Genomic DNA, 24757 nt, shown 5'->3' with positions numbered 1-24757 from the left:
CCTCAGTTCGCCGGCTTGTCGCCGAGCTTGCTCTCCGGCCGCCAGCCGGTAGCGAGCTTCTTCGCCTGCGAGATCCAGTCGTCACGCACCGCCCTGCCCTTGAAGCCGGTCAGCCGGGCATCGACCCAGGCGAGCTCGGCGGGGGTCCAGGCGGCAACCTGGTCGAAGTGCCAGATGCCCATCTCGTTGAGCATCTTGCCGAGCTTGGGACCGACGCCCCAGATCAGCTCGAGATCATCGCCCTTGCCGCCGCGGGCCGCGGTCAGCAGCTCGGGCTTGGATTCGGCGACGGCAGAGACAGGTTCGGCAGTCGGAGCAGCCTTGGCGGCCGGCGCCTTCGGGGCATCGACGTTGGCAGTGTCCTTGATCGCCTTGCTGGTCGCGGACGGGGTGTCCTGCGCGGCGCTCGCCGGCTGGTTCGGCTCCGACGGCTTGGGACGAGCCGGCGCAGCGGCCTCGGGGGCCGGCGCGGTCTTGACGTCGGTCGGGCCGGCCTTGGCCGCCGCGGCAGCCACTTCGGCTTCCGCCTTGGCCTTGGCCTCGGCCGCAGCCTTCTCGCTGGCGACCTTGATCGCTTCCTCGCGCTGCCTAGTGATGCGCTTCTGCCAGTCGCCGGCGCCGATCACCGAGCCGTCGAACAGGGCCGGATCCTTCAGCGTGTCGCCGCCACCGAGCGGTTCGGAGCAGGAGCGATCGACCTGCGGGCCCGGCTTGGTCGGCCGACCCTCGCGCAGATCGCCGAGCAGCTTGCGGAAATTCTCTGGGGTCAGGTCTTCGTAGTAGTCGAAATTGATCTGCGCCATCGGGGCATTGCAGCAGGCGCCGAGGCACTCGACCTCGAGCCAGGACAGCTTGCCGTCTGCGGTGACGGTCGATTGCGGGCCGATGACGTCCTCGCAGACCTTCTTCAGCGCCTCGGCGCCGCGCAGCGCGCAAGGCGTCGTGCCGCAGAGCTGGACGAAATGCGTGCCCACCGGCTGCAGGTTGAACATGGTGTAGAAGGTTGCGACCTCCAGCACCCGCATCGGCGCCATGCCGAGCTTGTGGGCGACCGCTTCGATCGCGGCGCGCGGCAGCCAGCCATGATGCTGCTCCTGCGCCTTCCACAGCAGCGGGATCACGGCCGAGGCCTGGCGGCCTTCCGGGTACTTTGCAATCTGCTGATCGGCCCAGTTCTCGTTCGCCGCATTGAAGGCGAAGGAAGCCGGCTGAACGTGATCGGGCGCGAGACGACGGACGGACATCAGCGGTCCACCTCACCAAAGACGATATCGAGGGAGCCGAGGATCGCGGAGACGTCGGCGAGCATGTGCTTGCGGCACATGAAATCCATGGCCTGGAGATGGGCGAAGCCCGGCGCCTTGATCTTGCAGCGATAGGGCTTGTTGGTGCCGTCGGAGACGAGATAGACGCCGAATTCGCCCTTGGGCGCCTCGACGGCGGCGTAGACCTCGCCCTCGGGCACCTTGTAGCCCTCGGTGTAGAGCTTGAAGTGGTGGATCAGCGCTTCCATCGAGCGCTTCATCTCGCCGCGCTTGGGCGGCACCATCTTGCCGTCGAGCGAGGAGACCGGGCCACCGCCATCGGCCGAAAGCAGCTTCTCGCAGCATTGCTTCATGATGCGAACCGACTGGCGCATCTCTTCCATGCGGATGCAGTAGCGGTCGTAGCAGTCGCCGTTCTTGCCGACGGGGATGTCGAATTCCATCTCCTCGTAGCACTCGTAGGGCTGCGCCTTGCGCAGGTCCCAGGGCGCGCCGGAGCCGCGCACCATCACGCCCGAGAAGCCCCATTTCCAGCAGGTTTCGAGATCGACGACGCCGATGTCGACGTTGCGCTGCTTGAAGATGCGGTTGTCGGTGAGCAGGCCTTCGAGGTCGTCGCAGACCTTGAGGAACGGATCGCACCACTCGGCGATGTCGTGGATCAGCGAGGTCGGCAGGTCCTGGTGGACGCCGCCCGGCCGGACGTAGGCCGCGTGCATGCGCGCGCCGCAGGCCCGCTCGTAGAAGATCATCAGCTTCTCGCGCTCCTCGAAACCCCAGAGCGGCGGGGTGAGCGCGCCGACGTCCATCGCCTGCGTGGTGACGTTGAGGATGTGCGAGAGGATGCGGCCGATCTCGGAATAGAGCACGCGGATGAGCTGGCCGCGGCGCGGCACGGTCACGCCCATCAGCTTCTCGACGCCAAGCGCGAAGGCATGCTCCTGGTTCATCGGCGCGACATAGTCGAGCCGGTCGAAATAGGGCACGGCCTGGAGATAGGTCTTGTGCTCGATCAGCTTCTCGGTGCCGCGATGCAGCAGGCCGATATGCGGGTCGACGCGTTCGACGATCTCGCCGTCGAGCTCCAGCACCAGGCGCAGCACGCCGTGCGCCGCCGGATGCTGCGGCCCGAAATTGATCGAGAAGTTGCGGATGTTGTGTTCGGTCATGTCCGGCCTTCCTGGGCGGCATGGAATTCGGCGATCACCTGCTCGCCGGTCTTGCGCCGGCGCTCGCCCGCAAAGGCGTAGAGATCAGGCTTCTCGTCGATGAAGATCTCTTCGGCGAAGACGAGATCGGAAGGATCGTCGAGGCTCGGGAACGCCACCGCGACATGGCCAGCGCCTGAGCGCTGGCGCCAGAACAGGCTGGTGCCGCAGTTCCGGCAGAAGACGCGCTCGCCCCATCCCGACGAGGTGTAGACGGCAAGATTGGTCTCGTCAGCGACCACGACGTCCGTGCACGGCACGGTCATCAGCGTGCCGCCGCTCCAGCGCCGGCACATGCTGCAATGGCAGACGTCCATCTCGGGCTTGGCCATCGTCGCCGTGAAGCGAACCGAGCCGCAGAGACAGCCGCCGGAGAGTGTGTGGCCTTCGCCCATCCGCTCAGCCCGCCTTGGCCTTCTCGTCGCCCGGCAGGACGTATTCCGTCCCTTCCCAGGGCGAGAGGAAGTCGAAGTTGCGGAACTCCTGGTTCAGCTTCACCGGCTCATAGACGACGCGCTTCTGCTCGTCGTCATAGCGGACCTCGACGAAGCCGGTCAGCGGGAAGTCCTTGCGCAGCGGATAGCCCTCGAAGCCGTAGTCGGTGAGGATGCGGCGCAGGTCCGGATGGTTCGAGAACAGGATGCCGTAGAAATCGTAGGCCTCGCGCTCGTACCAGTTCGCGGCCGGGAAGACCTCGATCACGGAGGGGACCGGGGTCGCCTCGTCGGCCATGACCTTGACGCGGATGCGCCGGTTATGGCGCGGCGACAGCAGGTGGTAGACCACCTCGAAGCGCTTCTCGCGCTGCGGATAGTCGGCGCCGGCGATGTCGGTGAAATTGACGAAGCGGAAGCGCGGATCGTCATAGAGGGTCTTCAGGACCCACACGATCTCGGCGGATTCGGCCAGCACCGTGATCTCGTCGAAGGCAACGACGATATCGGTCACCGCGCCGGGCAGCGCCGCCTTGATCTCTTCGCCCAATGTCACGAGCGCTTCGCTCATCGCATCACCTTCGCAAGCCGCCGGTCGTTGAGCGCCTCAGCGCTCGATCGTCCCGGTCCGCCGGATCTTCTTCTGCAGCAGCAGCACGCCATAGAGCAGGGCTTCCGCGGTCGGCGGGCAGCCCGGCACATAGACGTCGATCGGCACGATGCGGTCGCAGCCGCGCACCACCGAGTAGCTGTAGTGGTAGTAGCCGCCGCCATTCGCGCAGGAGCCCATCGAGATGACGTAGCGCGGCTCCGGCATCTGGTCGTAGACCTTGCGCAGGGCCGGAGCCATCTTGTTGGTCAGCGTGCCGGCGACGATCATCACGTCGGACTGGCGTGGGCTGGCGCGCGGGGCGAAGCCGAAGCGCTCGACGTCGTAGCGCGGCATCGAGAGCTGCATCATCTCGACCGCGCAGCAGGCGAGGCCGAAGGTCATCCACATCAGCGAGCCGGTGCGGGCCCAGTTGATCAGGTCGTCACTCGCCGTGACCAGGAAGCCCTTGTCGGCCAGCTCGTTGTTGATCTCGGCGAAGTAGGGATCGCGCGTGCCGACCGGCTTGCCATCCGGGCCGAGCAGGCCCCGTGGCGCCGGCGCGACGAGCGGGTCACCGCGATCGATCGCTGTCATGGCCATCAGTTCGAACCTTTGGGTTTCGTCGAATGCAAAGTGATATCAGCCCGGCACGACAAAACGATCAATCCCACTCGAGCGCGCCCTTGCGCCACTCATAGACGAAACCGACCGTCAGCACGCCGAGGAACACCATCATCGACCAGAAGCCGACCCAGCCGAGGCCGCCGAAGGCGACCGCCCAGGGGAAGAGGAAAGCGACTTCGAGATCGAAGATGATGAAGAGGATGGCGACGAGATAGAAGCGCACGTCGAACTTCATGCGCGCATCGTCGAAGGCGTTGAAGCCGCACTCATAGGCCGAGAGCTTCTCGGCGTCCGGCTTGGAATAGGCCACGGCGAAGGGGGCGATCAGCAGCGCGAGGCCGATCACCAGCGACAGCCCGATGAAGATCACCAGAGGCAGGTAGTCCGACAGCAGGGACTGCACAGGAAGAGCTTGCATCTGTCACCCCGCTTCAACCCGGCGCCGCGACTGGCGCCCTCAATCTCGCCAGTCGATTAGACCCTGCTTTAGAATCACGCAAGGGTTCGCCGCGCCGCACAACGGGGCTGTCGCCATGTCTTTGCCGCATATGCTCGCCCCGCCCGCAAAAGCAGCGCGATTCCCGGCCGTTTCGGCCGCGATTTTCGCGATCGCTCGCGTCCGGCGCAAGGCGGTTGTCGCGGCGCGCCGAAGCATGGCAAACGGGGACGTAACGTCAATCTTCGGCGCCGGCACGATTCGTCAGCGGGCTCTGCCGATGCGTCAGGAGAACCGTTGCGGGAATGCCGGGGCCAACAACGCATCGTGATCGCGTGCCTTCGGCCGCAGCCCCGGCATCGGCGGCCCGCACCGCATGAGCGCAATGCGGAGAACAGCGCTCGCCTGCGCCGTCGCGATAGCCTTCGGCGCCGAGGCCACGGCGCAGATGATGCTCGCGCCCCTGCCGCCCGAGCGACCCTTCGATCTCGACCTGCAGGTCAAGCCGGGCGCACCACCGGTCGTCGTGCTTCCGCAGGCCCCGGTCGAAGCCAGCATGGTGACGACGCCGGGTCCCGCGCCCACCCTCGCCCAGCCTGATGACGACGAGGGGCCGGAATGGCCACAGCGCACGCCGGGCCAGACCGCCGAGGAACCCGCCTTCGACCCCAACGAGAAGCCCGACAAGCCCGGCATCTCGACCGATCCCGGCACCTCGATCGTCTGCCTGCCGCCAGTGCTGAAGAGCATCCTCGGCAAAATCTCGGACAAATACGGGGCGGTGAAGGTGACCTCGACCTGGCGTCCACCCTGGCGGGCCCGGCGCGGCTCCTTCCACAAGCGCTGCGAGGCGATGGATTTCCGCGTGCCCGGCGTCAGGCCGCGCACCGTCCTGGAATGGGCCCGTACCCTGCCCGAGGTCGGCGGCCACAAGGTCTACTGGAACGGGCTGATCCATATCGACACCGGCCCGCGCCGACCCTGGTGATCGGGTTCCGAGCCTTCTGCTCGGCTCAGATTTCCGCGACGGCTCCGCGGACCGCCTCCAGCGTGGCGTCGACGACCGCCCCGTCATGCTCCGACGAGACGAACCAGGCGCCGCGCTCGAGCACGCGCACGCCGCGCCTGAGCAGCGCATGGGCGAAGCGGCCATAGGCGACCTTGTCGGAGCGGGCGACGTCCCGGTAGTTCCGCGCCGGCGCATCGAGCCCGAAGGCGACGTGGAACATCAGTGGGAAGCCGGCGACCTGCGCCTTGATTCCCGCATCCGCCAGAATGGTACGGATGCCGTCCTGCAGGCGCTGGCCATGGGCGGAACTGCGCTCGTAATGCTCGGGCGTCAGCAGCTTCTGCGTCGCCACCATCGCCGCCATCGCGATCGGCTGGGCGTTGAAGGTGCCGCCATGCAGCACGCCATCGGCGAATAAATCGACGAGATCGGCCCGCCCGGCAATCGCCGCGACCGGAAAGCCGTTAGCGATCGCCTTGGCCATGAGGGTGAGATCGGGCGTGACGCCGAAGCGCTCCTGCGCGCCGCCGCGGGCGAGGCGAAAGCCGGTGATGACCTCGTCGAAGATCAGCAGCGCGCCATGCCGGCGGCAGGCGGCGAGCGCGCCTTCGAGATAGCCGGGCGTCGGCGCGATGGCGCCCTGGTTGCACATCGCCGGCTCCATCAGCACCGCCGCGACATCGCCTTTTGCGAGGCGTGCCTCCAGCGCTGAAAGATCGTTCCAGCCGAGGATGGAAAGCCCCTCGCCCGCCTCCGGGTCCTGGCCCTTGCTGCCGATCACCGGGGTCGGGGCATCCTCCGGTCCGGCCGCGTTCAGCCCCGGGGCGGTCGACCAGAGGATGTTGTCGAACCAGCCGTGATAGTGCCCCTCGAACTTCACGATGGTTCGCCGACCGGTGGCGGCGCGGGCGAGCCTGATCGCCGCCTGCGCCACCTCCGAGCCCGATGAGCCGAAGCGCAGCCGCTCGGACGAAGGCACGCGCTCGCAGATCAGCTTCGCCGCCTCGTATTCGATCGGCGCCTGGCCGGCGAAGAGAATGCCCTTTTCTGCCTGTTTCCGGACCGCTTCCAGCACTGGCGCGGGCGTATGGCCGAGCACGGTCGCGCCCATGCCGCAGTAGTAGTCGATGATCCGGTTGCCATCGACGTCGATGAGATAGGCGCCCTCGCCGCGCTCGAAGACGAGCGGCCCAGGAGCCATGCCGAGGCGGAAATTGCTGTTCACCCCGCCAGCAATGAAGCGCGCGTTCTCGGCGATCTGCCGGGCCGATCCCTCGAAGCGCAGTGCGCCTGCCTGCTGGGTGCCGTTCGCTGTCACCTGCGTCACCTCCGCTGCAATCTGCACGAGCAGACCAAAGGCCCCCGTCCGCGTAAAGGAACAGGAGTTTCGTGTTGCGGAATTCGGTGGCGCTGGCTATGCCGGCTCATGGTTCGGGAAACGACCGGAGCGGCCATGCCGAAGGCGAGCGAGAATCCTTACGTCGTGCAGCCGGTGATGAAGGCGCTGAAGGTGCTGGAGCTGGTGGCGCGCCACGGCCACGAGATCGCGCTCACTGCCGTCAGCAAGGAATTGCGGATCCCGAAGACGACGACCTTCCGCTATCTGCAGACACTGTCCGCCGCCGGCTTCCTCGACCACAACCGGGCCACCGACCGCTATACGCTCGGCCCGCAGATGCGTTCGATCGCCCGCGCCGACGCCAGCGTCAGCAAGGTCCGCACGCTCGCCCGCCCGGCGATGATCGAATTGATGCACGAGTTCAACGAGACGGTGAACCTCGCGGTGAAGGGCAACGGCACGATCGTCTATATCGACCTGATCGAGGCCAACCGGTCGCTGCGGATGCAAGCGCGCATCGGCGACAGCCATCCGATGCATTCGACCGCGCTCGGCAAGGCGATCCTCGCCTTCCTCCCCGAGGCGGAACGGCAGCGGCAGCTCGACCTGCCGCTGACCGAGCGCACCGGCCGCACCCTGCTCGAACGCGAGGAGATCGAGCGGCAACTGCGCCAGGTGGCCCGCGCCGGCTACGCCACCGAGATGGGCGAGAACGAGGACGGCGCCATGTGCATCGGCGCGCCGATCCTCGACGAGCACGGCTACCCGGTCGCGGCGCTGTCGATCTCGGCGCCGCTGATGCGCATGCCGCATTCGCTCGCGGCCAAGGCCGGCGCACGCCTGCGCGAGATCGCTGCCGGCATCTCGGCTCATCTCGGCTCGCAGCCGGCGGTTTGAGGCCGCGCTCATCGGTATTCGATCCGCGGGTCGATCCAGGCGTAGAGCATGTCGACCGCGAGGTTGATCAGCATGTAGGCGATCAGGATCACCAGGATGCAGCCCTGGATCAGCGGATAGTCGCGGGTGGTGATCGCCTGGATCAGGAGACGACCGAGACCGGGATAGGTGAACACCGCCTCGGTCACCACGGCGCCGCCGATGAAATGCGCCATCATCAAACCGACGATGGTGACGAAGGGCAGCAACGCGTTGCGCATGATATGCAGGCCGACGACGCGCGTCTCCGGCACGCCCTTGGCGCGGGCGGTGCGGACATAATCGGCCCGCGCCTCACTGATCAATGACGCCCGCAGGAAGCGCCCGAGCACGCCCGAGACATAGACGCCGAGCGTCAGCGCCGGCAGGGCAAGGCTGCGCAGGGCGTCGAGCGGCGCTTGCCAGAGCGGAACATAGCGCGAGGCCGAGGGCAGCCAGCGCAATTCGACGGCAAAGAGCAGGATCAGCAGGATGCCGAGCCAGAAGGTTGGCACACCGAGCGCCAGCGCGCTCCAGCCGCTGAGTAGCCGGTCGAGCCAGGAATTCGGCCTGACCGCGCTGGCGACCGCGACGGGGATGCCGATCACGAGTGCGACGATGATGGCCGCGAGCGCAAGCTGCAGCGTTGCCGGCAGGCGCTCGCCGATCAATTGCAGCACCGATTGGCGGCTGTGCAGCGACAGGCCGAAATCGCCGGTGAGGGCCCGGCCGAGCCAGTCGGCATATTGCACAACCATCGGCCGGTCGAAGCCGAAGCGCCGGGTCACCTCGGCGACCTCCTCCGCCGTAGCGTTCTCGCCAGCGATGACCGCGACCGGCCCGCCCGGCACGGCATAGATCATCGCGAAGATCGCAAAGGAGGCGATCAGCAGCACAGGTAGCATCTGGGCGAGGCGGCGCAGGACGTAGGACGTCATCGCCGGCCCCCGATCGTCGCGCCGGAGGCATCGGTCTCGTCCCGGTCGAGGATCGCCGTCAGCGCTCGGCCGATCGTGTCGAAGGAGAGGATGGTCAGCGTCAGCACGAGGCCGGGCAGCACCGCATAGGTCGGCGCCTCGTAGAGATAGGATTTGCCGGTCCGCAGCATCTCGCCCCAGCTCGGCGTCGGCGGCGGCACGCCGACGCCGAGGAAGGCGAGCGCCGCCTCGAGCAGGATCGCGATCGAGGCCAGCACGATCGCCTGCACCACAAGCGGGCTGAGGATGTTGGGCAGCAGGGTCCGGAGCATGATGTAGCCAGGCCCCCCGCCGAAGCTGCGCACCGCCATGACGAAATCGAGCTGGCGCAGCGCCATCACCTGCGCCCGCGCGATGCGGGCGAAGCCGGGAATGCCGGCGATGCCGACGGCGATCAGCGCCGCACCCTGGCTGCGACCGAGCACCGCGATCAGGGCCATGGCGAAGAGGATGTTCGGCAGTGCTAGCAGCACGTCGATGCAGCGCATCAGCAGCGAGTCGCGCCAGTCGCCATAGAAGCCGGCGATGAGCCCGACCGGCACGCCGATCAGCGCCGCAATCAGGACAGCGCCGAAGGCGGTGACCAGCGAGGTGCGGGCGCCGTAGACGACGCGCGCCAGGATATCGCGGCCGAGCTCATCGGTGCCGAACCAGGCCTCGGCCGAGGGCCGCTTCAACGAATCCGCGATGCTCTGCGCCAGCGGGTCGAGCGGCAAGAGGCCGGCGAAGATCGCGGTCAGCGCGACCAAAGTCAGGAAGGCGAGGCTGAGAGCCGGACCGCGCCGGGCGAGCAGCCGGCGCAGCAGGTTCATCGCGGCGGCCAACATCTCGGTCATCGCGCGCTGTGCAGGCTGTCAGCTGGCGGCGCGGCGCTCCATCGCCTCATTTGAAGCCGATGGTGCGGGCGATGAAGAGGTTGTCGATATCGAGCGTGATACCGCCGATCTTCTCGGAGGCGACGATCAGCCCGACATCATAGGAATTGGTCGGAATGCCGAAGGCCTCGTCGACCATGACGCGATTGAGGTTGTCGTAGGCGGCCTTGACCTCCGCCTCGCCGCCGGCAGCGGCATCGACCTTGGCGATCGCCGCGACATAATCCGGATGCGGGTGCGGATCCTTGAGGATCGGATTGCCGGAGGTGCGGTAGATCGAGTTGGTCGTCACGCGCGATGGGAACTTCTGGACATTGCCGACCGCGCCGAAGGTCGCGGCGAAATCGCCACCGAGCAGCGCGGTGACGTATTCGGCACCCTGGCGCATATCTAGCTCGATCGGCACGCCGACCTTCTGCAGCGAGCCCTGAACGATCTGGCTGATCGCAACGGAAGCTTCGTCGCTGCCATTGACCAGCAGCTTCCAGCCCTTCATCTCGTCGGCGGACAAGCCGGAGGCCGTGATCAACTTCTTCGCCTTTTCAAGGTCATAGGCGTAGGTCTTGGTGTAGTTGTCGTCGAAGGCCGGGCTCGCCGGCGCCCAAGGCAGCGCCACCACCTTGCCCATGCCGGCATAGCCGACGCGCAGGATGCTGGCGCGATCCATCAGGTAGTTGAAGGCCTGCCGGAACGATTTGTTGCGGAAGGGCCCGCGCGTCGAGTTGATGCGGAAGACCTGCACCAGCGGCCCCGGCCCGGCGAAGACCTGATAGCCGGCGCCCTTCAACCTGACCGCGCTGCGCGAAGAGCCGTTATAGACGATGTCGACCGCGCCCGATTCCAGCGCGGCGGTGGCGGCGGCATCCTCGCTGAACACGGTGAAGACGAGGTCCTGCGCGATCGGCTGCTTCTCGCGCCAGTATTTCGGGTTGGCCTTGAGGGTCAGACCCTGGCCGACGGCGCGGCTGACCAATGTGTAGGGGCCCGTCCCGGCCGGTACAGTCTCGACCGTGTCGATGCCCTTGGCCTCGATCGGGATCAAGAACTGCAGGAGGTCGAGGATCTGACGCTCGGGCGCCGGCGCCTTGAAGTTGATCACCACGGTGCGCTCGTCCGGCGCCGACCAATCCTTGACGATCGACATGGTCGAAAAGACGTTCTTGCCGCGCTTGGGATCAGCGCCCTTCTGCAGCGTCGCCAGCACGGAATCCGACTTGAACGGCGCGCCGCTGTGGAAGGTGACGCCGTCGCGCAGCGTCAGGCTGACCGAGGTCTTGTCAGGCGAGATCTTCCATTCTGTCGCCAGGCTCGGCTGCGGCTTTCCCTCCGGCGTGTACTCGATTAGGCTGTCATAGAGGTTCTTGATGACGTGGAAATTGACTGTCGAGAGCTGCTGCGGATCGAAATTGGCAAGCTCGCTGAGGACCGCGACACGCAGCGTGCCGCCCTTGAGCTGCTGAGCGGAGGCCGGGCCCAAAGTCAGCAGCGGCGCTGCTCCCGCCAAGGCGAGACCGGTCATGCAGAATTGACGTCGCGACAGCTTTGTCATCGCTCTCCCCTTTTGTTTTTGCCTCAGGTCGACGATCAGCCCGTTCCCGCTCCCGGCTGGGACGAATGTGCCCGCCAGTCGCTTATTGTTTCCAGTGGGTAGACCGGCCGCGGAATGCGCTGCCACGGCAGGGTGAAGACGTCGGATTGCCCCGGCCCGCGCGTGTCGGCGCGGATCACCTGCGCGGTGATCGGGGCGAAGTACTGGAAGTTCGAGGCGGTCTTGAGCACGGCCATCTTGTAGTCGCGAAGGTCGATGCCGAAGGCCTCGTAGACCCCCGGAACATTGCCGGCCACGCCGCGCAATTCGCTGATCAGCAAGGTCACCGGCCCGACATCGAAGATGACGACACGGCCCATATCGACCTCCGGCTGGTGGTTGTAGTCCAGCCGGACCGGTCCGCCGCCGATCCTGCGCACTCGTCCGGTCACGGTCAGTGGCTTGAAGAAGGCAATCGCAGCATCGCCGCCGAGCGGCAACGTCACCTCAGCCCCCTCGCCGGCCGCGACCAGCGTCGCGACCGCGTGCGGCGAGATCAGCGGGATCAGGGTCCGGCTCCTGGTGCCCTGGCGCAGGATGGATTCGAGGATCAGGTTGCTGTCGCCGGCCGCGCCGCCAAAAACCGTGTCGCCGGTGTCGCTCAGCACGATCATGCCGCGCTCGGCAGCATCGCCCGCGCGCACGGCCTGGTCGACCGAAACCGCCTCTCGCACCTGGAAATCGTCACGCATCGACCAGGCGAGATCGGCGAGTTCGTCCGCCAGTCGCTCGGCTAAAGCCTGGTCGCCGTCGGTGACGACGATGGTCGACCAGCCACCCTCGGCAACGTCGAGCCAGGGCTGCATCGGATAGTTCGAAGCCTGCAACACGCGCGGATTGGCTTCCAGCGCCCTCGCCCGGTCGAACCAGCGCTTCATCGGGCCCTTCGAGGTCAGGAACTGCTCCTGATGCGAAAGCAGCGGGATCTTGCGCCAGGCCATGACCGGCTCGAGCTTGCCGGTCAGGATGCGCAGCAGAACTTCGGTGCCGACCTTGCCTGTGTCGAAGACGTCATGCGGCTGGGTGCGATGGCCGACGATGGCCGAGCAATTGGCCATGATCTTGTGGGTGACGTTGGCGTGGTGATCGAGCCCGAGCAGGATCGGGATATCGGGGCCGAGGATCTGGCGGCAGAGCTCGGCCTGCTCACCCTCGACATCGTCCACGCCCTCGGCGGCGCAGGCGCCATGCAGGTGCAGGACGAGCCCGTCGACCGGCCCGATCGCCTCGAGGCCGATGCGGATCTTCTCCTGGAAGAAATCGAAGGCCTCGCGCGAAATCCGCCCGCCGGCCACAGCCCAGGCGCGGATGATCGGGATGGTCTCGATGGCGAGGCCTGACTCGCGGATGGCGGCGTAGTGCCCACCGATCTGGCCGATCTCGCCGAAATGCCGGGCGATGTCCTCGCCCTCATAGAGGCCGAAGGCCTGGAAGTCGGCGAGCGTCGTCAGCACTGGATTGAAGTCGTTGGTCTCCTGGACAATGTGGATCAGGGCAAGACGCACATCGACCTCCCGGACATCGGCTGGCGCTACCGGGACCACCGATCGCATGCGGCAGCCCGCCACCTCTCAAGTCCCGCTCTGGCAACGCTCATTCGCCGAAACGAGAGGCTCGCAACGTGGCCAAAAGCGTAGTTGCGGCCGCTATTTCGCGTCAAGGATCGCTGGTTCCACGACAAGAAACGCAAACTCAGAAGAAGGTCCGGATCGCTCCCGTCACGCGATAGGCATCGTCGACCAGCATCAGTAGCCCCCATTTGTCGAAGGTCGTGCAGGGGTGGCCGATGCCGAATGCGACCAAGTCGCCGACCGCGAGCGGGCTCTCCAGCGGCGTGCCGAGATGGCAGTGCTGATCGTTGAGCGCGAGCACCGTGTGCCCGGCCGGCATCGGCTCCGGCCCTTTCATCGTGCCGCCCGGCCGATACCAGCGCAGCGGCACCGGGAAGCCGGAATCGTAGCTGATGTCGCGCTTGCCGACGGTGAGCAGGCTGCGCCCGCGCTCGGGCCGAGACTGGACATAGGCCCAGACCTCCAGCGCCGGCTCCAGCCCGCCCTGCGGCAAAGCGAGGCTCGTCTCCATGGTGAGCCGGCGGAACGAAGCCGTGTAGGTCGTCGAGTCGTGGGTGAGGTAGCAGCCGGAGCGCAGCAGCTTCAGGATCGGCCGGGCGAATGAGGCGGCGTTGAAGCGCTCCCCGGCGCGGTCGAACAGCGAAGTGCCGCCGGCGCTCAGCACCATCGGCTCGGGACCGAGCAGCCCTTCGGCCTCGGCCGCCGCGGCCGTCGCGACGACTTCGTCGAGCAAGCGATCGGCCGCCTTGGGCTCGCTCAGCAACCCCTCGAAGCATTCGAAGCCGGAGAGCTGCAGGCCCGGCGAAGCAGCGACGGCGCGCGCCACCGCCAGGGCCTCCTCCCGGCTGCGCGCGCCGGTGCGCCCGCCCATGAAGCCGATCTCGACGAGGATGCGCAGCGGATTGGCGTTACGATGCCTTGCGGCCGCTTCCGCAAGCAATGCGACGCCGGCGAGGCTGTCGGCGAGACAATAGAGCTCGAAACCGGGCTCGCTCAGGGCGTCGAAGCAGGCGGCGATCTCCTGCTTGCCGACCGGCTGGTTGGCGAGGATGACGCGCCTGACGCCGAAGCGGCGGCAGACGGTGAGCTGCTGCATGGTCGCGACCGTGATCGCCCAGGCGCCATCGGCGATCTGCAGGTCGAAGAGCTGCGGCGCCATCGTCGTCTTGCCATGCGGCGCGATCAGCAGGTCGTTGGCGGCGGTAAAGGCGGCCATCCAGGCGCTGTTGGCCTTGAGTACGCTCTCGCGGATAACGGCGAGGGGCATCGGCATGTCGCCGGCCAGGACATTCCAGCCCTGCTTGCCGACATCCCCGAGCCGCAAGGATGCCGCGAAGGGCACGCCCTTGCTCATCCCGTCGAGCTGCTGGTCCTCGATCTCAGCGAGGGACAGGCGCGGAAGAGCAGCTAAAGCCATGGGTTCGGATCCAATGGAGAAAAGGGACGCTTGACCTTGGTATAGGGGATCTTGCTGGCGTCGGGCGGATAGGGCCCGCCGCTGTCGAGATAGAGCACGCTCGCGGCGATCGGCGCGAAGGCGGCGTGGAAATGGTTCGAGGATTTGACCACGACAAGCGTCTTCGCGGTGAGGTCTATGCCGAGATCGGTGAAGACCGGCGGGCTGAAGGTCTGGGCGCGGGTCGAGGCGAGGACGATGTCGAGCCGCCCGATCCGGATCGCCACCGCCGGGCCGAGCGAGACCCAGCTCTGCTCGAATGGGATCAACAGGTCGGCCGTCGTCCCAACGACCTCAACTACCGCGTCGATCGGTCGGCCGGAGGACGGCGCCGCCTTGCCGGCGAAGCGTAGCGGAATCTCGGCCCCGACGCCTGCGGCGCGGCACAGACTGACCGCAATGGGGTCCCAGAGCGCGCCGATCGCCGCCGGGACGTCGGGATGGCGTAGCAGCACTTCGACCATCACCGATGAATCACCAGCGACGCCGCCGCCCGGATTGTCCCAGCGATCGGCGAGCACGACCGGCCGGCCCTGCTTAGCCAATTCGATCGCGGTCGCAATGCCCTCTTCGGGCTTGTAGTGCCTGGGCGAAGCGCCCTGCCCCCAGCCGAGGATTTCGAGCCCGAGCCGTTTCGCCAGCACTGCAGCCTCGTCCGCATCGCCATCGGCGATGACCAGGACCTTCGTGCCGACATCGGCGACGTCGGCCGCCTGGAAGCCGTGCGCTACGGAGATGCTGAGGATGCCGTCCCGGCCTTCCATGGCCTTGATGCGGTCGACGAAGCTGCGGCCGGGCTCGCGGCTGGTCATGAAGGCGGCAAGCCCACGGCAATCGAAGACGGCGCTCGCCGGCCTCACCTCCCCGCGCGCGGTCCGGAGGCAGAGTTCCAGCAGGTCCTCGGCCCGCGCCAGGAAATCAGTGTGCGGGAACTCCTTGAAGGCGACGATGATATCGGCGCTCTCGACCATCGCAGCGCTCAAATGGCAGTGCATGTCGAGTTCGACACCGATGACGCAGTCCGGCCCGGCGAGAGCCCGCACTTGCGCGATCAGGTCGCCTTCACAATCGTCGTAGCCCTGCGCCACCATGGCGCCGTGCAGGCCGAGCAGCACGATGTCGACCGGCAATGCCGCCCGGAGCTGGCCGAGGATTTCGTCGCGCAGGCTCTCATAGCCCTCGCGTGAGACGAGCCCCGCCGGCTCGGCCCAGGTCGCCGTGCCCTCGACCAGCTCATAGCCCTCGCTGGCGGCGCGACGGCGCGCGGCTACGATCGGGGCCGAGCACAAGGTCGGCGTCTCAGGATGCGTGCCGGGCGGGCAGTAGAAGGCGCTCTCGAAGGCGCTGCGATCGACATAGAGCGGCGCGAAGGTGTTGGTTTCCGTCGCCAGCGAGGCGGTGAAGACGCGCATGCGGATAGGGTCCCGAGCAGCGCCGGCGCCCGCCCCTTCGGCCACCGGCGCAGGCATGAAACCGGCAGCGGGCTCGCCCTGTCAAAGCACCAACGTTCCCTGACATGGAACAATGCAGGCTTGATCCGGAACTGATGAGCCGCCGAGATGCTCCCGCTTCGCCTGCAGGGAGCTGCCGAGACCCATGTCGCAACGTCGCCGCATCCTGCTCGGAGCGCTCTTCCACGAGACGCACAGCTTCGTCGACGAGATCACCGGCCTCGCCGACTTCACCATCCGCCAGGGCGAGCAGCTGCTGCTGCGGCACGGCGACGGCTCGACCGTCGACGGCTTCCTGGAGATCGCGACAGCGGAAGGCTGGGAGGTCGTGCCGACAGTCGACTACACCGCCCTGCCCGCCGGCACGGTCGACCATGCCGTGTTCGCGCGCTTCCTCGATGAGTTCGACGCCGGGCTGAAAGCCGCACTCGCAGCTGGCGGCCTCGACGGCATCTGGCTGGCGCTGCACGGCGCCATGGTCACAACCGAAAACCCCGATCCGGAAGGCGCTCTGCTCGCCCATATCCGCTCGGTGCCGGGCTGCGGGACACTGCCAGTTTTCGGTGTCTTCGACCTGCACGCCAATTTCACCGCCGCCATGGCGCTAAACGCCAACGCCCTCGTCGCCTATCGCGAGAACCCGCATATCGACGCGCGCGACTCCGCCGTGCGCTCCGCCAGGCTACTGGCCCGGGCTCTGAACGACGGCGAACTGCCGCGCATGCTCTCCTGCAATGCACCGGTGATGTGGCCGCCGACCGGCACCGGCACGGCCGACCGGCCGATGCGCGATCTAGAAGCGCTGGCGCGCCGGATCGAGCAAGAGAATCCGGCAATCTGGGTCGCGAACGTCGTCGGCGGCTACTCCTTCTCGGACGTTCCCGAAGCCGGAGTCGCCTTCGCAGTGGCCTTCACCGGGCCGGAAGCGCCAGCCCTCGATGCACTCGCCCGCTTGAGCGCGATGGCAACGGAACTGCGCGAGCTCGGCCTGCCGGCGGAATGGGACATCGACCAGGCCATCGCCGAGATCCTGCGCTTGCCGGGCGGCCCCTACATCGTCGTCGAGCCGGCCGACAATATCGGCGGCGGCGCGCCTGGCGACGGCACTTCGGTGCTGCGCGCCTTCCTGCGCCATGGCGTCGAGACCTGCGCAGTCGCGATCGCCGATCCGGCGGCCGTCGCGGCGATGGCTGGCGCGAAGCTCGGCGAGGTGCGCAGGCTCTCGATTGGCGGCAAGGGTAGCGCGATCGCCGAGGGGCCGGTCGAGGTCGACGCCGCCTTCGTCAGCGCCAGCGACGGCGCGTTCGCGCTCGAAGACCGCAACAGCCACCTGGCCGCCTCGCAGGGCTCGCACTTCAGCATGGGGCCGAGCGTCGTGGTGAAGGCGGGCGGCGTCACCATCCTGCTGAGCAGCCGCAAGACACCGCCTTTCGATCTCGGGCAGCTCCGTTCGCAAGGCATCGAGCCGGAGACGCTGAAGGCGATCGGCGTCAAGGCGGCGGTGGCGCATCGGCGCGCCTATGATGGAATCGCCAAGGGCAGCTTCACCGTGGCGACGCCCGGCCCCTGCACCAGCCGGATCGAGACGCTGCCGTTCAGGCGGCTGCGGCCCAGCGTCTTTCCGACCGACGATGGAGCCCGCTGGTGGAGAACCGCGGAGAGCACCCAGCTGTCAACGATTTGGAGTGCTGAAGGGAACGATCGGCTTGCCGAGCAACATTAAGCGACGGCTGCAAATGATTGGGATCATTTGTTGAAAATGGCGCGGGCGACGGGGCTCGAACCCGCGACCTCCGGCGTGACAGGCCGGCACTCTAACCAACTGAGCTACGCCCGCGCGGGCGGCGGAGGAACTCGTCCCCGGCGGCGTTGGGATTATGGCCCCCGGCCCTGACTGTCAAGCACCGAAGCCGTCAAAATGTCGATCATCTCCAAAGTCCGTGGAAAGAGCCCGAAACAAGCGGTCTTCCGGCTCGCCGATCGAGGCAACGCACGATGATCGATCGCTGTGCCCGACCGGCGACGGCGAATCTCGGCTTTGACATGCGTGATTGCGCCGTTCCGGCACGGTCGGCTTGGCGCCCTCTCTCGGACCGCCAGCTCTCTCGCCACGGAGCTCGCCGCCGGACAAAGGCTCTCACACCGCGTCCTGTGGCTTGCGAAGCCCCGCGCATGGCCTTAAACGGCGGGCAAGGGCGGTTAGCTCAGTCGGTAGAGCGCTTCGTTTACACCGAAGATGTCGGCGGTTCGAGCCCGTCACCGCCCACCAGCCTTTCCCTTCAGGCGAGTCAGGCCGGTAGCATCCACAGCGTATGGACCCGGCCGTCCTGGCCGAAGCCGATACCGCATCGCAGAACGCCCTTGGCGAACTGCGCCGCGTAGATGTCGACGCCGTCCTCGCCGACGCGGCGGAAATCGAGCGATTGCAGTTCGCCCTTTGATTCGAGCTCCGCGCTGACGATCGGCTGCTGCTCTCGTACCAGTTCCGCCAGTTCCTCGCTCAGCAACTCGAACGGGATGCTGCCGCGCTGCTGCTGTTCGAGAACCTCGCGCAAGATCGTCTCGCTGCGCGGATCCGGCATCCGATTGCGCACGCGCTCGCCGAGTTCATCGCTCAGCCGTCTCGCCTCTGCCTCGTCGATGCGCGTGGCGACGGTGTCGCGCCCGCCCTGGTGCAGGATCAGCGCATCGATGTTGCCATCCTCGCCGGGCGTGAAGGTAAGCTGCGCCGGCACGACCTTCAGGAAGAAATTGCTGTCGTTCTCGGCGAACAGTTCGACCCTGGGCTGGCCGGTGAGCTGCAGGAAGAAGCGATCGTTGTCGAGGCTGACGATCATGATCAGCCCGGCGGGGTGGCGGTAGAAGCCGGTGCAGCGCTCGAAGCGTCGCGGATCGAGCTTGATCGCTGTGCGCGGTCGCGCCTGCTCATAGCGCCGCCAGGCGACGGTGTCGGTCGTGGTCTCGGACATATTGGCCTCCTTCGCGAGCCTGATCAGTTCGTCGGCAGTGAGGGAGGTGCCAGCGGCGAGCTTGGCTTGCGCGGCGCGGACGAGGGCAAGACCCTGCTCGGCCTGCTTGCGCTGTTCGGCGAGCAGGTCGTGCTGGATGCCCAGGATCCCGGCGAGATCGACGGCCTTGCCCTGCAACAAGGCAGTGATCCGCTGCAGGCTGAGGCCCAGGCGCTTCAGCGCCAGGATCTCGTGCAGTCGGGCGATCTCGTCGGCGCCGTAGAGCCGCCAGCCCTTCTGGGTTCGCCGCGGCCGGATCAAGCCGTGCTCCTCGTAGAGCCGCAGAGCCCGCTTCGACAGCCCGATTCGGGCGGCGCACTCATTGGCCTCGAGCCAGGTCTCGCCCTTGCCTTGCATGGTCGTCGGCACCTCCTGAATCAGGCCTAAGCTATGACGCAGGGTGCGGCTCAAGCGGCCTGCCAACGAAAAAGGCCGCCGGCGATGCCGGCGGCCTCTCTATTTTCGAGCGCTGGGCTCAGTGGGCGACGGAAGCGGCTGCCACGTCGTCCTCGGCGCCCTTAGGCACCGGCGCCTTCAGGTCCTCTTCCCAGACGATCGGCGTCGGCTGGCGCACGAGCGCGTGCTGGAGCACCTGGTCCATGCGCGAGACCGGGACGATTTCGAGCCCGTTCTTCACGGACTTGGGCAGATCGACCAGATCCTTGGCGTTGTCCTCGGGGATCAGCACCTTCTTGATGCCGCCGCGCAGGGCCGCCAGGAGCTTCTCCTTGAGGCCGCCGATCGGCAGCGCCCTGCCCCGCAGCGTGACCTCGCCGGTCATGGCGACGTCGCGGCGGACCGGGATGCCGGTCATGACCGAGACGATCGCCGTGGCCATGCCGATGCCGGCCGAAGGACCGTCCTTCGGGGTCGCCCCCTCGGGAAGGTGGACGTGGATGTCGCGCCGGTCGAACAGCGGCGGCTCGATGCCGAAATCGATGGCGCGGGAGCGGACATAGGACGCCGCCGCCGAGATCGATTCCTTCATCACGTCGCGCAGGTTGCCGGTGACGGTCATCTTGCCCTTGCCGGGCATCATCACGCCTTCGATCGTCAGCATCTCGCCGCCGACCTCGGTCCAGGCCAGGCCGGTGACGACGCCGACCTGATCCTCGGTCTCCGCCATGCCATAGCGATAGCGCGGCGGACCGAGATAATCCTCCAGCACCGCGGGCGTGACCGCGACCTTCTTCTTCTTGGTCAGCACGATCTCCTTCACCGCCTTGCGGACGGTGTTGGCGATCTCGCGCTCGAGGTTACGAACGCCGGCCTCGCGGGTATAGCGCCGGACCAGCGTCGTCAGGGCCTCGTCGTCGATCGACCATTCCTTGGACTGCAGGCCGTGCTTGGCGATCGCCCCCGGGATCAGGTGGCGGCGCGCGATCTCGGCCTTCTCGTCCTCGGTGTAGCCGGCGATACGAATCACCTCCATGCGGTCTAGAAGGGCCGGCGGGATGTTCAACGTGTTCGCCGTGGTCACGAACATCACGTTCGACAGGTCGTAGTCGACCTCGAGGTAATGGTCGTTGAAGGTCGAGTTCTGCTCGGGATCCAGCACCTCGAGCAGGGCCGCCGACGGATCGCCGCGGAAGTCCTGACCCATCTTGTCGATCTCGTCGAGCAGGATGAGCGGGTTCGAGGTCTTGGCCTTCTTCATCGACTGGATGATCTTGCCGGGCATCGAGCCGATATAGGTGCGGCGGTGACCGCGGATCTCGGCCTCGTCACGCACGCCGCCGAGCGACATGCGCACGAACTCGCGGCCGGTCGCCTTGGCGATCGACTTGCCGAGCGAGGTCTTGCCGACGCCCGGAGGGCCGACGAGGCACAGGATCGGGCCGGCGAGCCGGTTGGCGCGCTGCTGCACGGCGAGATATTCGACGATGCGGTCCTTGACCTTGTCGAGGCCGAAGTGGTCGTCGTCGAGCACCTGCTGGGCTGCGGCGAGGTCCTTCTTGATCTTCGACTTCTTGCCCCACGGAATGCCGAGCAGCCAGTCGAGATAGTTGCGCACGACCGTGGCTTCCGCCGACATCGGCGACATCTGGCGGAGCTTCTTGACCTCGGCCAGCGCCTTGTCGCGCGCTTCCTTGGTCAGCTTGGTCTTGGCGATGCGCTCTTCCAGCTCGGCCAGCTCGTCACGGCCTTCTTCGCCGTCGCCCAGCTCCTTCTGGATCGCCTTCATCTGCTCGTTGAGATAGTACTCGCGCTGGGTCTTCTCCATCTGGCGCTTGACGCGCGAGCGGATGCGCTTCTCGACCTGCAGCACCGACATCTCGCTCTCCATCAAGGAGAGCACCTTCTCGAGCCGGTGGGCGACGTTCATCACCTCCAGCACGGCCTGCCGGTCGGCGATCTTGACCGCGAGATGCGAGGCGACCGTGTCGGCGAGCTTGGCCGGCTCGTCGATCTGCGAGACCGCCGCGACGATCTCGGGCGAGATCTTCTTGTTGAGCTTCACATAGTTCTCGAACTCGCTGACGACCGAGCGGGCGAGCGCCTCGACCTCGACCTTCTTGCCATCCTCCTCGGCGAGGGCCTCGGCCTGCGCCTCGTAGAAATTGTCGGTCGCGGTATAGGTCGTCGCCTTGGCCCGGCCGATGCCCTCGACGAGCACCTTGACGGTCGAGTCGGGCAGCTTCAGCAGCTGCAGCACGCGGGCGAGCGTGCCGATTTCATAGATGTCTCCGGTCTCGGGATCATCATCGCCGGCATTCTTCTGCGTGGCGAGCAGGATCAGGCCATCGTTCTTGACCACCTCCTCGAGCGCACGAATGGACTTCTCGCGGCCGACGAAGAGCGGCACGATCATGTGCGGGAAGACGACGATGTCGCGCAGCGGCAGGACCGGATAGGTATCGGTCGTGCCGGGGACGAGCGGAGCGCGGGGCGTCGAGCCAGTCATGTCTAGTCCTTCACGTTTTCGCCCGGCCGACCCCTTGAAAGGCAATCGAGCGGACGTACCGCGCGGCGCGACCATTCGCGCCAGGCGCCCCTACCGGCCGCGCCCTCGACAGGCACGCGACTCTAGCAGGTGAGCATAAGGTGGATGCTTCGACGCCGGCTTTCAAGCGACGCCTCGCGCAGTCCACCACAGCTTCCGCCGCAACCGCTGCACGAGACCGTGATGGCCTGGGCACGACGGAGGCAGTTTCGGGATACCCCGAACCACCCAAGCCTACAAAGCAAAACGCGCGCCGAAAGGCGCGCGTTCCGAACTGAACCAAAATCCGGTTTCCGGCCGGCGTAGACTGCTCTGAGCCCAGCGTCGGCCAGGAGCCGTTACAGCTTCACGCCACCACGTGACCGAATCCGTACACTGCGCCTGTCGATCGTCACATCGAAGCGCCCGAGGAAGCTCATGCCGAGAAGCCCGTCGACACCGGCGCCGTAACTCCCCGCCGCGTCCGATTGCACGACGACGGGAACCTCGGTCGCCTGGACGCGCTTGAGCTCGATCAGGGCGGCCTTGCCGCGCCGAGCCTCGACAATGCCGTTGGCCGTATGCAGCCGAATCTTGCTTGTCGAATCGACGGTAACCTTGGCGCGCTCGGCAAAGCTCTTGCGGAGCGAAACGAAGGTCGCGCCGGTATCGATGATGAAGACCCCCTTCGTGCCGTTGATGGTGGCCGCGACGGACACGACCTGGCCGCTGCGTGTGATCGGAATGGTCTCGTCGGTGGCGAAGGCCTTTTCGGCGCATTGGCCTTTGCTGCGCAGTGTGCCGATCACCGCTTGCGTGCGACTGTTGTCGTTGCGCAGCGGGTTCAGGGCGATCCAGGCTTCGATGGGAACGATCGCGTCGCAGTATTGCCCAAGCTTCTCGTAGGCACGGGAGGCGGCGAAATAGCCGACGGATGAAATCCGCTCCTTGTCGGCGAAGAGCGCAATCGCGGTCAGGTAATCGTCGATCGCCTCGTTCAGTTTGCCTGCCTTGTCGTTGGCGACGGCCCGAAGATAGTAGCCATTGTCGGAATGCGGCTGCTCCTCGACGATCTTGCTCGCGACTTCGGCAGTGCCGCTCCAATCCGACAGGTCCATGAGGATGTTCGCGGCGCGGCGCAGCGCGTCGGTGTAACCGCCGCAATTCTCGGAGAAGCGGACCAGTGCCCGAGCCCCTTCGCGGCGATAGCCGGCCTGTTTCAGGCTCTCGGCGAAAGCCATGACGGCCTCGCGATCACACCGCTCGCGCGCCAGGGTTTCGATGTGCTTGGCGACGGGCCGTGATGTCGAGACTACGACCGGCAGTTCGCCGATCCCCAGATCATTCAAGACCCGCATCACCGGGTCCGCGCCGGACTGAGCCGAAGCGGGTCCGGGCAGCAGCGTCGCTCCTGCCAGTCCCAGGAAAACGAAAACGCGGCCGACGACGGCACGAACCGTCATCGAACCGCGCATGTGACGTCGTCTCGTAGCCACGTCGCCCCCAGAGTAGCTCCGCCTGCGAAGCTACGCCGTGACGATCGGCCGTCAAGCCGGCCAGTAGCTCAGGCAGAGGCTGACTTGGTCTCTTCCTCGCGGTCCGCGTAGATGAACAGCGGACGCGACTTGGATTCGACCGCCTCCGGCCCGATCACGACCTGCTCGACGCCTTCCAGCCCCGGCAGCTCGTACATGGTCTCGAGCAGGATGCCCTCCATGATCGAGCGCAGGCCACGGGCGCCGGTCTTGCGCTCGATCGCCTTGCGGGCGATCAGGCTGACCGCCTCGTCGGTGAAGGTGAGCTCGGTGTCCTCCATCTCGAACAGGCGCTGATACTGCTTGACCAGCGCGTTCTTCGGCTCGGTGAGGATGGTCTTGAGCGCGGCCTCGTCGAGGTCCTCCAGCGTCGCCAGCACCGGCAGGCGGCCGACGAACTCGGGAATCAGGCCGAACTTCAACAGGTCCTCCGGCTCGACCTCGCGGAAGATCGCGCCGGTGCGGCGGTCGTCGGGGGACTTCACGGTCGCGCCGAAGCCGATCGAGGTGCCCTTGCCGCGGCCCGAGATGATCTTGTCCAGCCCGGCGAATGCGCCGCCGCAGATGAACAGGATGTTGGTGGTATCGACCTGCAGGAACTCCTGCTGCGGATGCTTGCGCCCGCCCTGCGGCGGCACGGAGGCGACGGTGCCTTCCATGATCTTCAGCAGCGCCTGCTGGACGCCCTCGCCCGAGACATCGCGGGTGATCGAGGGATTGTCCGACTTGCGGCTGATCTTGTCGATCTCGTCGATGTAGACGATGCCGCGCTGCGCCCGCTCGACATTGTAGTCGGAGGCCTGGAGCAGCTTCAGGATGATGTTCTCGACGTCCTCGCCGACATAGCCGGCCTCGGTCAGCGTCGTCGCATCGGCCATGGTGAACGGCACGTCGAGGATGCGGGCGAGCGTCTGCGCGAGCAGCGTCTTGCCCGAGCCGGTCGGCCCGATCAGCAGGATGTTCGACTTCGCCAGCTCGACGTCGTTGTGCTTCGTCGCGTGGCTGAGGCGCTTGTAGTGGTTGTGGACCGCCACCGAGAGGACCTTCTTGGCGTGGTCCTGGCCGATGACGTAGTCGTCGAGAACCTTGCGAATCTCCTTCGGGGTCGGCACGCCGTCCTTCGACTTCACCAGCGCGGACTTCGATTCCTCGCGGATGATGTCCATGCAGAGCTCGACGCATTCATCGCAGATGAACACGGTCGGGCCCGCGATCAGCTTGCGGACCTCGTGCTGGCTCTTGCCGCAGAAGGAGCAGTAGAGCGTGCTCTTCGAATCGCCGCCGCTGGCCTTACTCATGATGCTTCTCCATCTCGGAGGACGAAATCCGCCACCGAAAAACGGCAGGCTGATGTCGTCTCCCCGTCATAATAGGCGCTCAGATCACGATTATTAGGTTAACGCGTCGCTCTGGCGCAGGCGGCGACGAAACTGACCCAAAATCGGACCGCTCGAGCGCCTTGCCGCGCCCTTCAGATGCCCCATGCAAACATGGGGCCTAGTCTCCAGGCAATATGGCCCTTTGAAAGCCACTCGCCAACCCACAGGCGCG

20 protein-coding genes and 2 tRNA genes are annotated in these 24757 nt (G+C 66.5%); 4 read left to right on the top strand and 18 right to left on the bottom strand.

Annotated features, from left to right (window positions below; genetic code table 11):
* Positions 1–2: 2 nt before the first annotated feature.
* The 6 genes from nuoE to AC3WLC_RS15515 form a co-directional block, all read right to left on the bottom strand.
* Entirely contained in the window at positions 3–1244 is a 1242-nt protein-coding gene (gene nuoE, locus AC3WLC_RS15540) for an NADH-quinone oxidoreductase subunit NuoE (protein WP_493684830.1), read from the bottom strand.
* The gene (locus tag AC3WLC_RS15535; RefSeq protein ID WP_092154256.1) at positions 1244–2434 is read right to left on the bottom strand and encodes an NADH-quinone oxidoreductase subunit D; all 1191 of its coding nucleotides are present in this window, start codon (positions 2432–2434) and stop codon (positions 1244–1246) included. Before AC3WLC_RS15535 ends, nuoE begins: the two co-directional genes overlap by 1 nt.
* On the bottom strand, positions 2431–2868 hold the full coding sequence (locus AC3WLC_RS15530) for a GFA family protein (RefSeq protein WP_493684829.1): 438 nt from the start codon (positions 2866–2868) through the stop codon (positions 2431–2433). Before AC3WLC_RS15530 ends, AC3WLC_RS15535 begins: the two co-directional genes overlap by 4 nt.
* Before the next feature lie 4 nt (positions 2869–2872).
* The gene (locus AC3WLC_RS15525; protein WP_493684828.1) at positions 2873–3478 is read right to left on the bottom strand and encodes an NADH-quinone oxidoreductase subunit C; all 606 of its coding nucleotides are present in this window, start codon (positions 3476–3478) and stop codon (positions 2873–2875) included.
* Positions 3479–3514: 36 nt separating this feature from the next.
* Positions 3515–4093, bottom strand: coding sequence for a NuoB/complex I 20 kDa subunit family protein (locus tag AC3WLC_RS15520; protein ID WP_346357004.1), 579 nt, complete (start codon positions 4091–4093; stop codon positions 3515–3517).
* 67 nt (positions 4094–4160) lie between these two features.
* Positions 4161–4526 (bottom strand): NADH-quinone oxidoreductase subunit A, encoded by a 366-nt coding sequence (locus AC3WLC_RS15515; protein ID WP_091830508.1) that lies wholly within the window; start codon positions 4524–4526, stop codon positions 4161–4163.
* Between the two features lie 418 nt (positions 4527–4944).
* On the opposite strand from AC3WLC_RS15515, the gene AC3WLC_RS15510 reads away from it, so the two are divergent.
* Positions 4945–5547, top strand: coding sequence for a YcbK family protein (locus AC3WLC_RS15510; protein WP_493684827.1), 603 nt, complete (start codon positions 4945–4947; stop codon positions 5545–5547).
* A 25-nt stretch (positions 5548–5572) separates the two neighbouring features.
* Here AC3WLC_RS15510 and AC3WLC_RS15505 read toward each other — a convergent pair whose 3' ends face one another.
* Positions 5573–6886, bottom strand: a complete 1314-nt coding sequence (locus tag AC3WLC_RS15505) for an aspartate aminotransferase family protein (RefSeq protein WP_493684826.1) — start codon at positions 6884–6886, stop codon at positions 5573–5575.
* Positions 6887–7021: 135 nt separating this feature from the next.
* On the opposite strand from AC3WLC_RS15505, the gene AC3WLC_RS15500 reads away from it, so the two are divergent.
* On the top strand, positions 7022–7804 hold the full coding sequence (locus tag AC3WLC_RS15500; RefSeq protein ID WP_493684825.1) for an IclR family transcriptional regulator: 783 nt from the start codon (positions 7022–7024) through the stop codon (positions 7802–7804).
* A gap of 8 nt (positions 7805–7812) precedes the next feature.
* On the opposite strand, the gene AC3WLC_RS15495 is transcribed toward AC3WLC_RS15500, so the two are convergent.
* The 6 genes from AC3WLC_RS15495 to AC3WLC_RS15470 all read right to left on the bottom strand — a co-directional run bounded on the left by AC3WLC_RS15495 (position 7813) and on the right by AC3WLC_RS15470 (position 15701).
* Positions 7813–8760 carry an ABC transporter permease gene (locus AC3WLC_RS15495; RefSeq protein ID WP_493684824.1) on the bottom strand — a complete coding sequence of 316 codons (948 nt, stop codon included), beginning with the start codon at positions 8758–8760 and terminating at the stop codon, positions 7813–7815.
* Positions 8757–9635 carry an ABC transporter permease gene (locus AC3WLC_RS15490; protein ID WP_493684823.1) on the bottom strand — a complete coding sequence of 293 codons (879 nt, stop codon included), beginning with the start codon at positions 9633–9635 and terminating at the stop codon, positions 8757–8759. Before AC3WLC_RS15490 ends, AC3WLC_RS15495 begins: the two co-directional genes overlap by 4 nt.
* Positions 9636–9681: 46 nt before the next feature.
* Complete coding sequence (locus AC3WLC_RS15485; RefSeq protein ID WP_493684822.1) at positions 9682–11223, bottom strand: ABC transporter substrate-binding protein; 1542 nt, start codon at positions 11221–11223, stop codon at positions 9682–9684.
* 35 nt (positions 11224–11258) lie between these two features.
* Positions 11259–12815: a M81 family metallopeptidase gene (locus AC3WLC_RS15480; protein WP_493684821.1), complete on the bottom strand. Its 1557-nt coding sequence runs from the start codon at positions 12813–12815 to the stop codon at positions 11259–11261.
* 139 nt (positions 12816–12954) lie between these two features.
* Positions 12955–14250 carry an alanine racemase gene (locus AC3WLC_RS15475; RefSeq protein ID WP_493684820.1) on the bottom strand — a complete coding sequence of 432 codons (1296 nt, stop codon included), beginning with the start codon at positions 14248–14250 and terminating at the stop codon, positions 12955–12957.
* The gene (locus AC3WLC_RS15470) at positions 14241–15701 is read right to left on the bottom strand and encodes a M81 family metallopeptidase (RefSeq protein ID WP_493684819.1); all 1461 of its coding nucleotides are present in this window, start codon (positions 15699–15701) and stop codon (positions 14241–14243) included. Before AC3WLC_RS15470 ends, AC3WLC_RS15475 begins: the two co-directional genes overlap by 10 nt.
* 184 nt (positions 15702–15885) lie before the next feature.
* On the opposite strand from AC3WLC_RS15470, the gene AC3WLC_RS15465 reads away from it, so the two are divergent.
* Positions 15886–17463, top strand: a complete 1578-nt coding sequence (locus tag AC3WLC_RS15465) for a M81 family metallopeptidase (protein WP_493684818.1) — start codon at positions 15886–15888, stop codon at positions 17461–17463.
* A 37-nt stretch (positions 17464–17500) separates the two neighbouring features.
* Here AC3WLC_RS15465 and AC3WLC_RS15460 read toward each other — a convergent pair.
* Positions 17501–17577, bottom strand: a tRNA-Asp gene (locus AC3WLC_RS15460).
* Between the two features lie 356 nt (positions 17578–17933).
* On the opposite strand from AC3WLC_RS15460, the gene AC3WLC_RS15455 reads away from it, so the two are divergent.
* A tRNA-Val gene (locus AC3WLC_RS15455) sits at positions 17934–18009 on the top strand.
* A gap of 19 nt (positions 18010–18028) precedes the next feature.
* On the opposite strand, the gene AC3WLC_RS15450 is transcribed toward AC3WLC_RS15455, so the two are convergent.
* The 4 genes from AC3WLC_RS15450 to clpX all read right to left on the bottom strand — a co-directional run bounded on the left by AC3WLC_RS15450 (position 18029) and on the right by clpX (position 24504).
* Positions 18029–19117: a MerR family transcriptional regulator gene (locus AC3WLC_RS15450; RefSeq protein ID WP_493684817.1), complete on the bottom strand. Its 1089-nt coding sequence runs from the start codon at positions 19115–19117 to the stop codon at positions 18029–18031.
* Between the two features lie 106 nt (positions 19118–19223).
* Positions 19224–21653 (bottom strand): endopeptidase La, encoded by a 2430-nt coding sequence (gene lon, locus AC3WLC_RS15445; RefSeq protein ID WP_493684816.1) that lies wholly within the window; start codon positions 21651–21653, stop codon positions 19224–19226.
* Between the two features lie 377 nt (positions 21654–22030).
* The gene (locus AC3WLC_RS15440) at positions 22031–23146 is read right to left on the bottom strand and encodes a retroviral-like aspartic protease family protein (RefSeq protein ID WP_493684815.1); all 1116 of its coding nucleotides are present in this window, start codon (positions 23144–23146) and stop codon (positions 22031–22033) included.
* Between the two features lie 89 nt (positions 23147–23235).
* Entirely contained in the window at positions 23236–24504 is a 1269-nt protein-coding gene (gene clpX, locus AC3WLC_RS15435) for an ATP-dependent Clp protease ATP-binding subunit ClpX (RefSeq protein ID WP_092154300.1), read from the bottom strand.
* Positions 24505–24757 lie beyond the last annotated feature (253 nt).

This window comes from Allobosea sp. GW821-FHT03A12 (assembly GCF_058986765.1).
The sequence above is the reverse complement of the archived record's forward strand: the minus strand, read 5'-3'. Positions and strand labels throughout refer to the sequence as shown.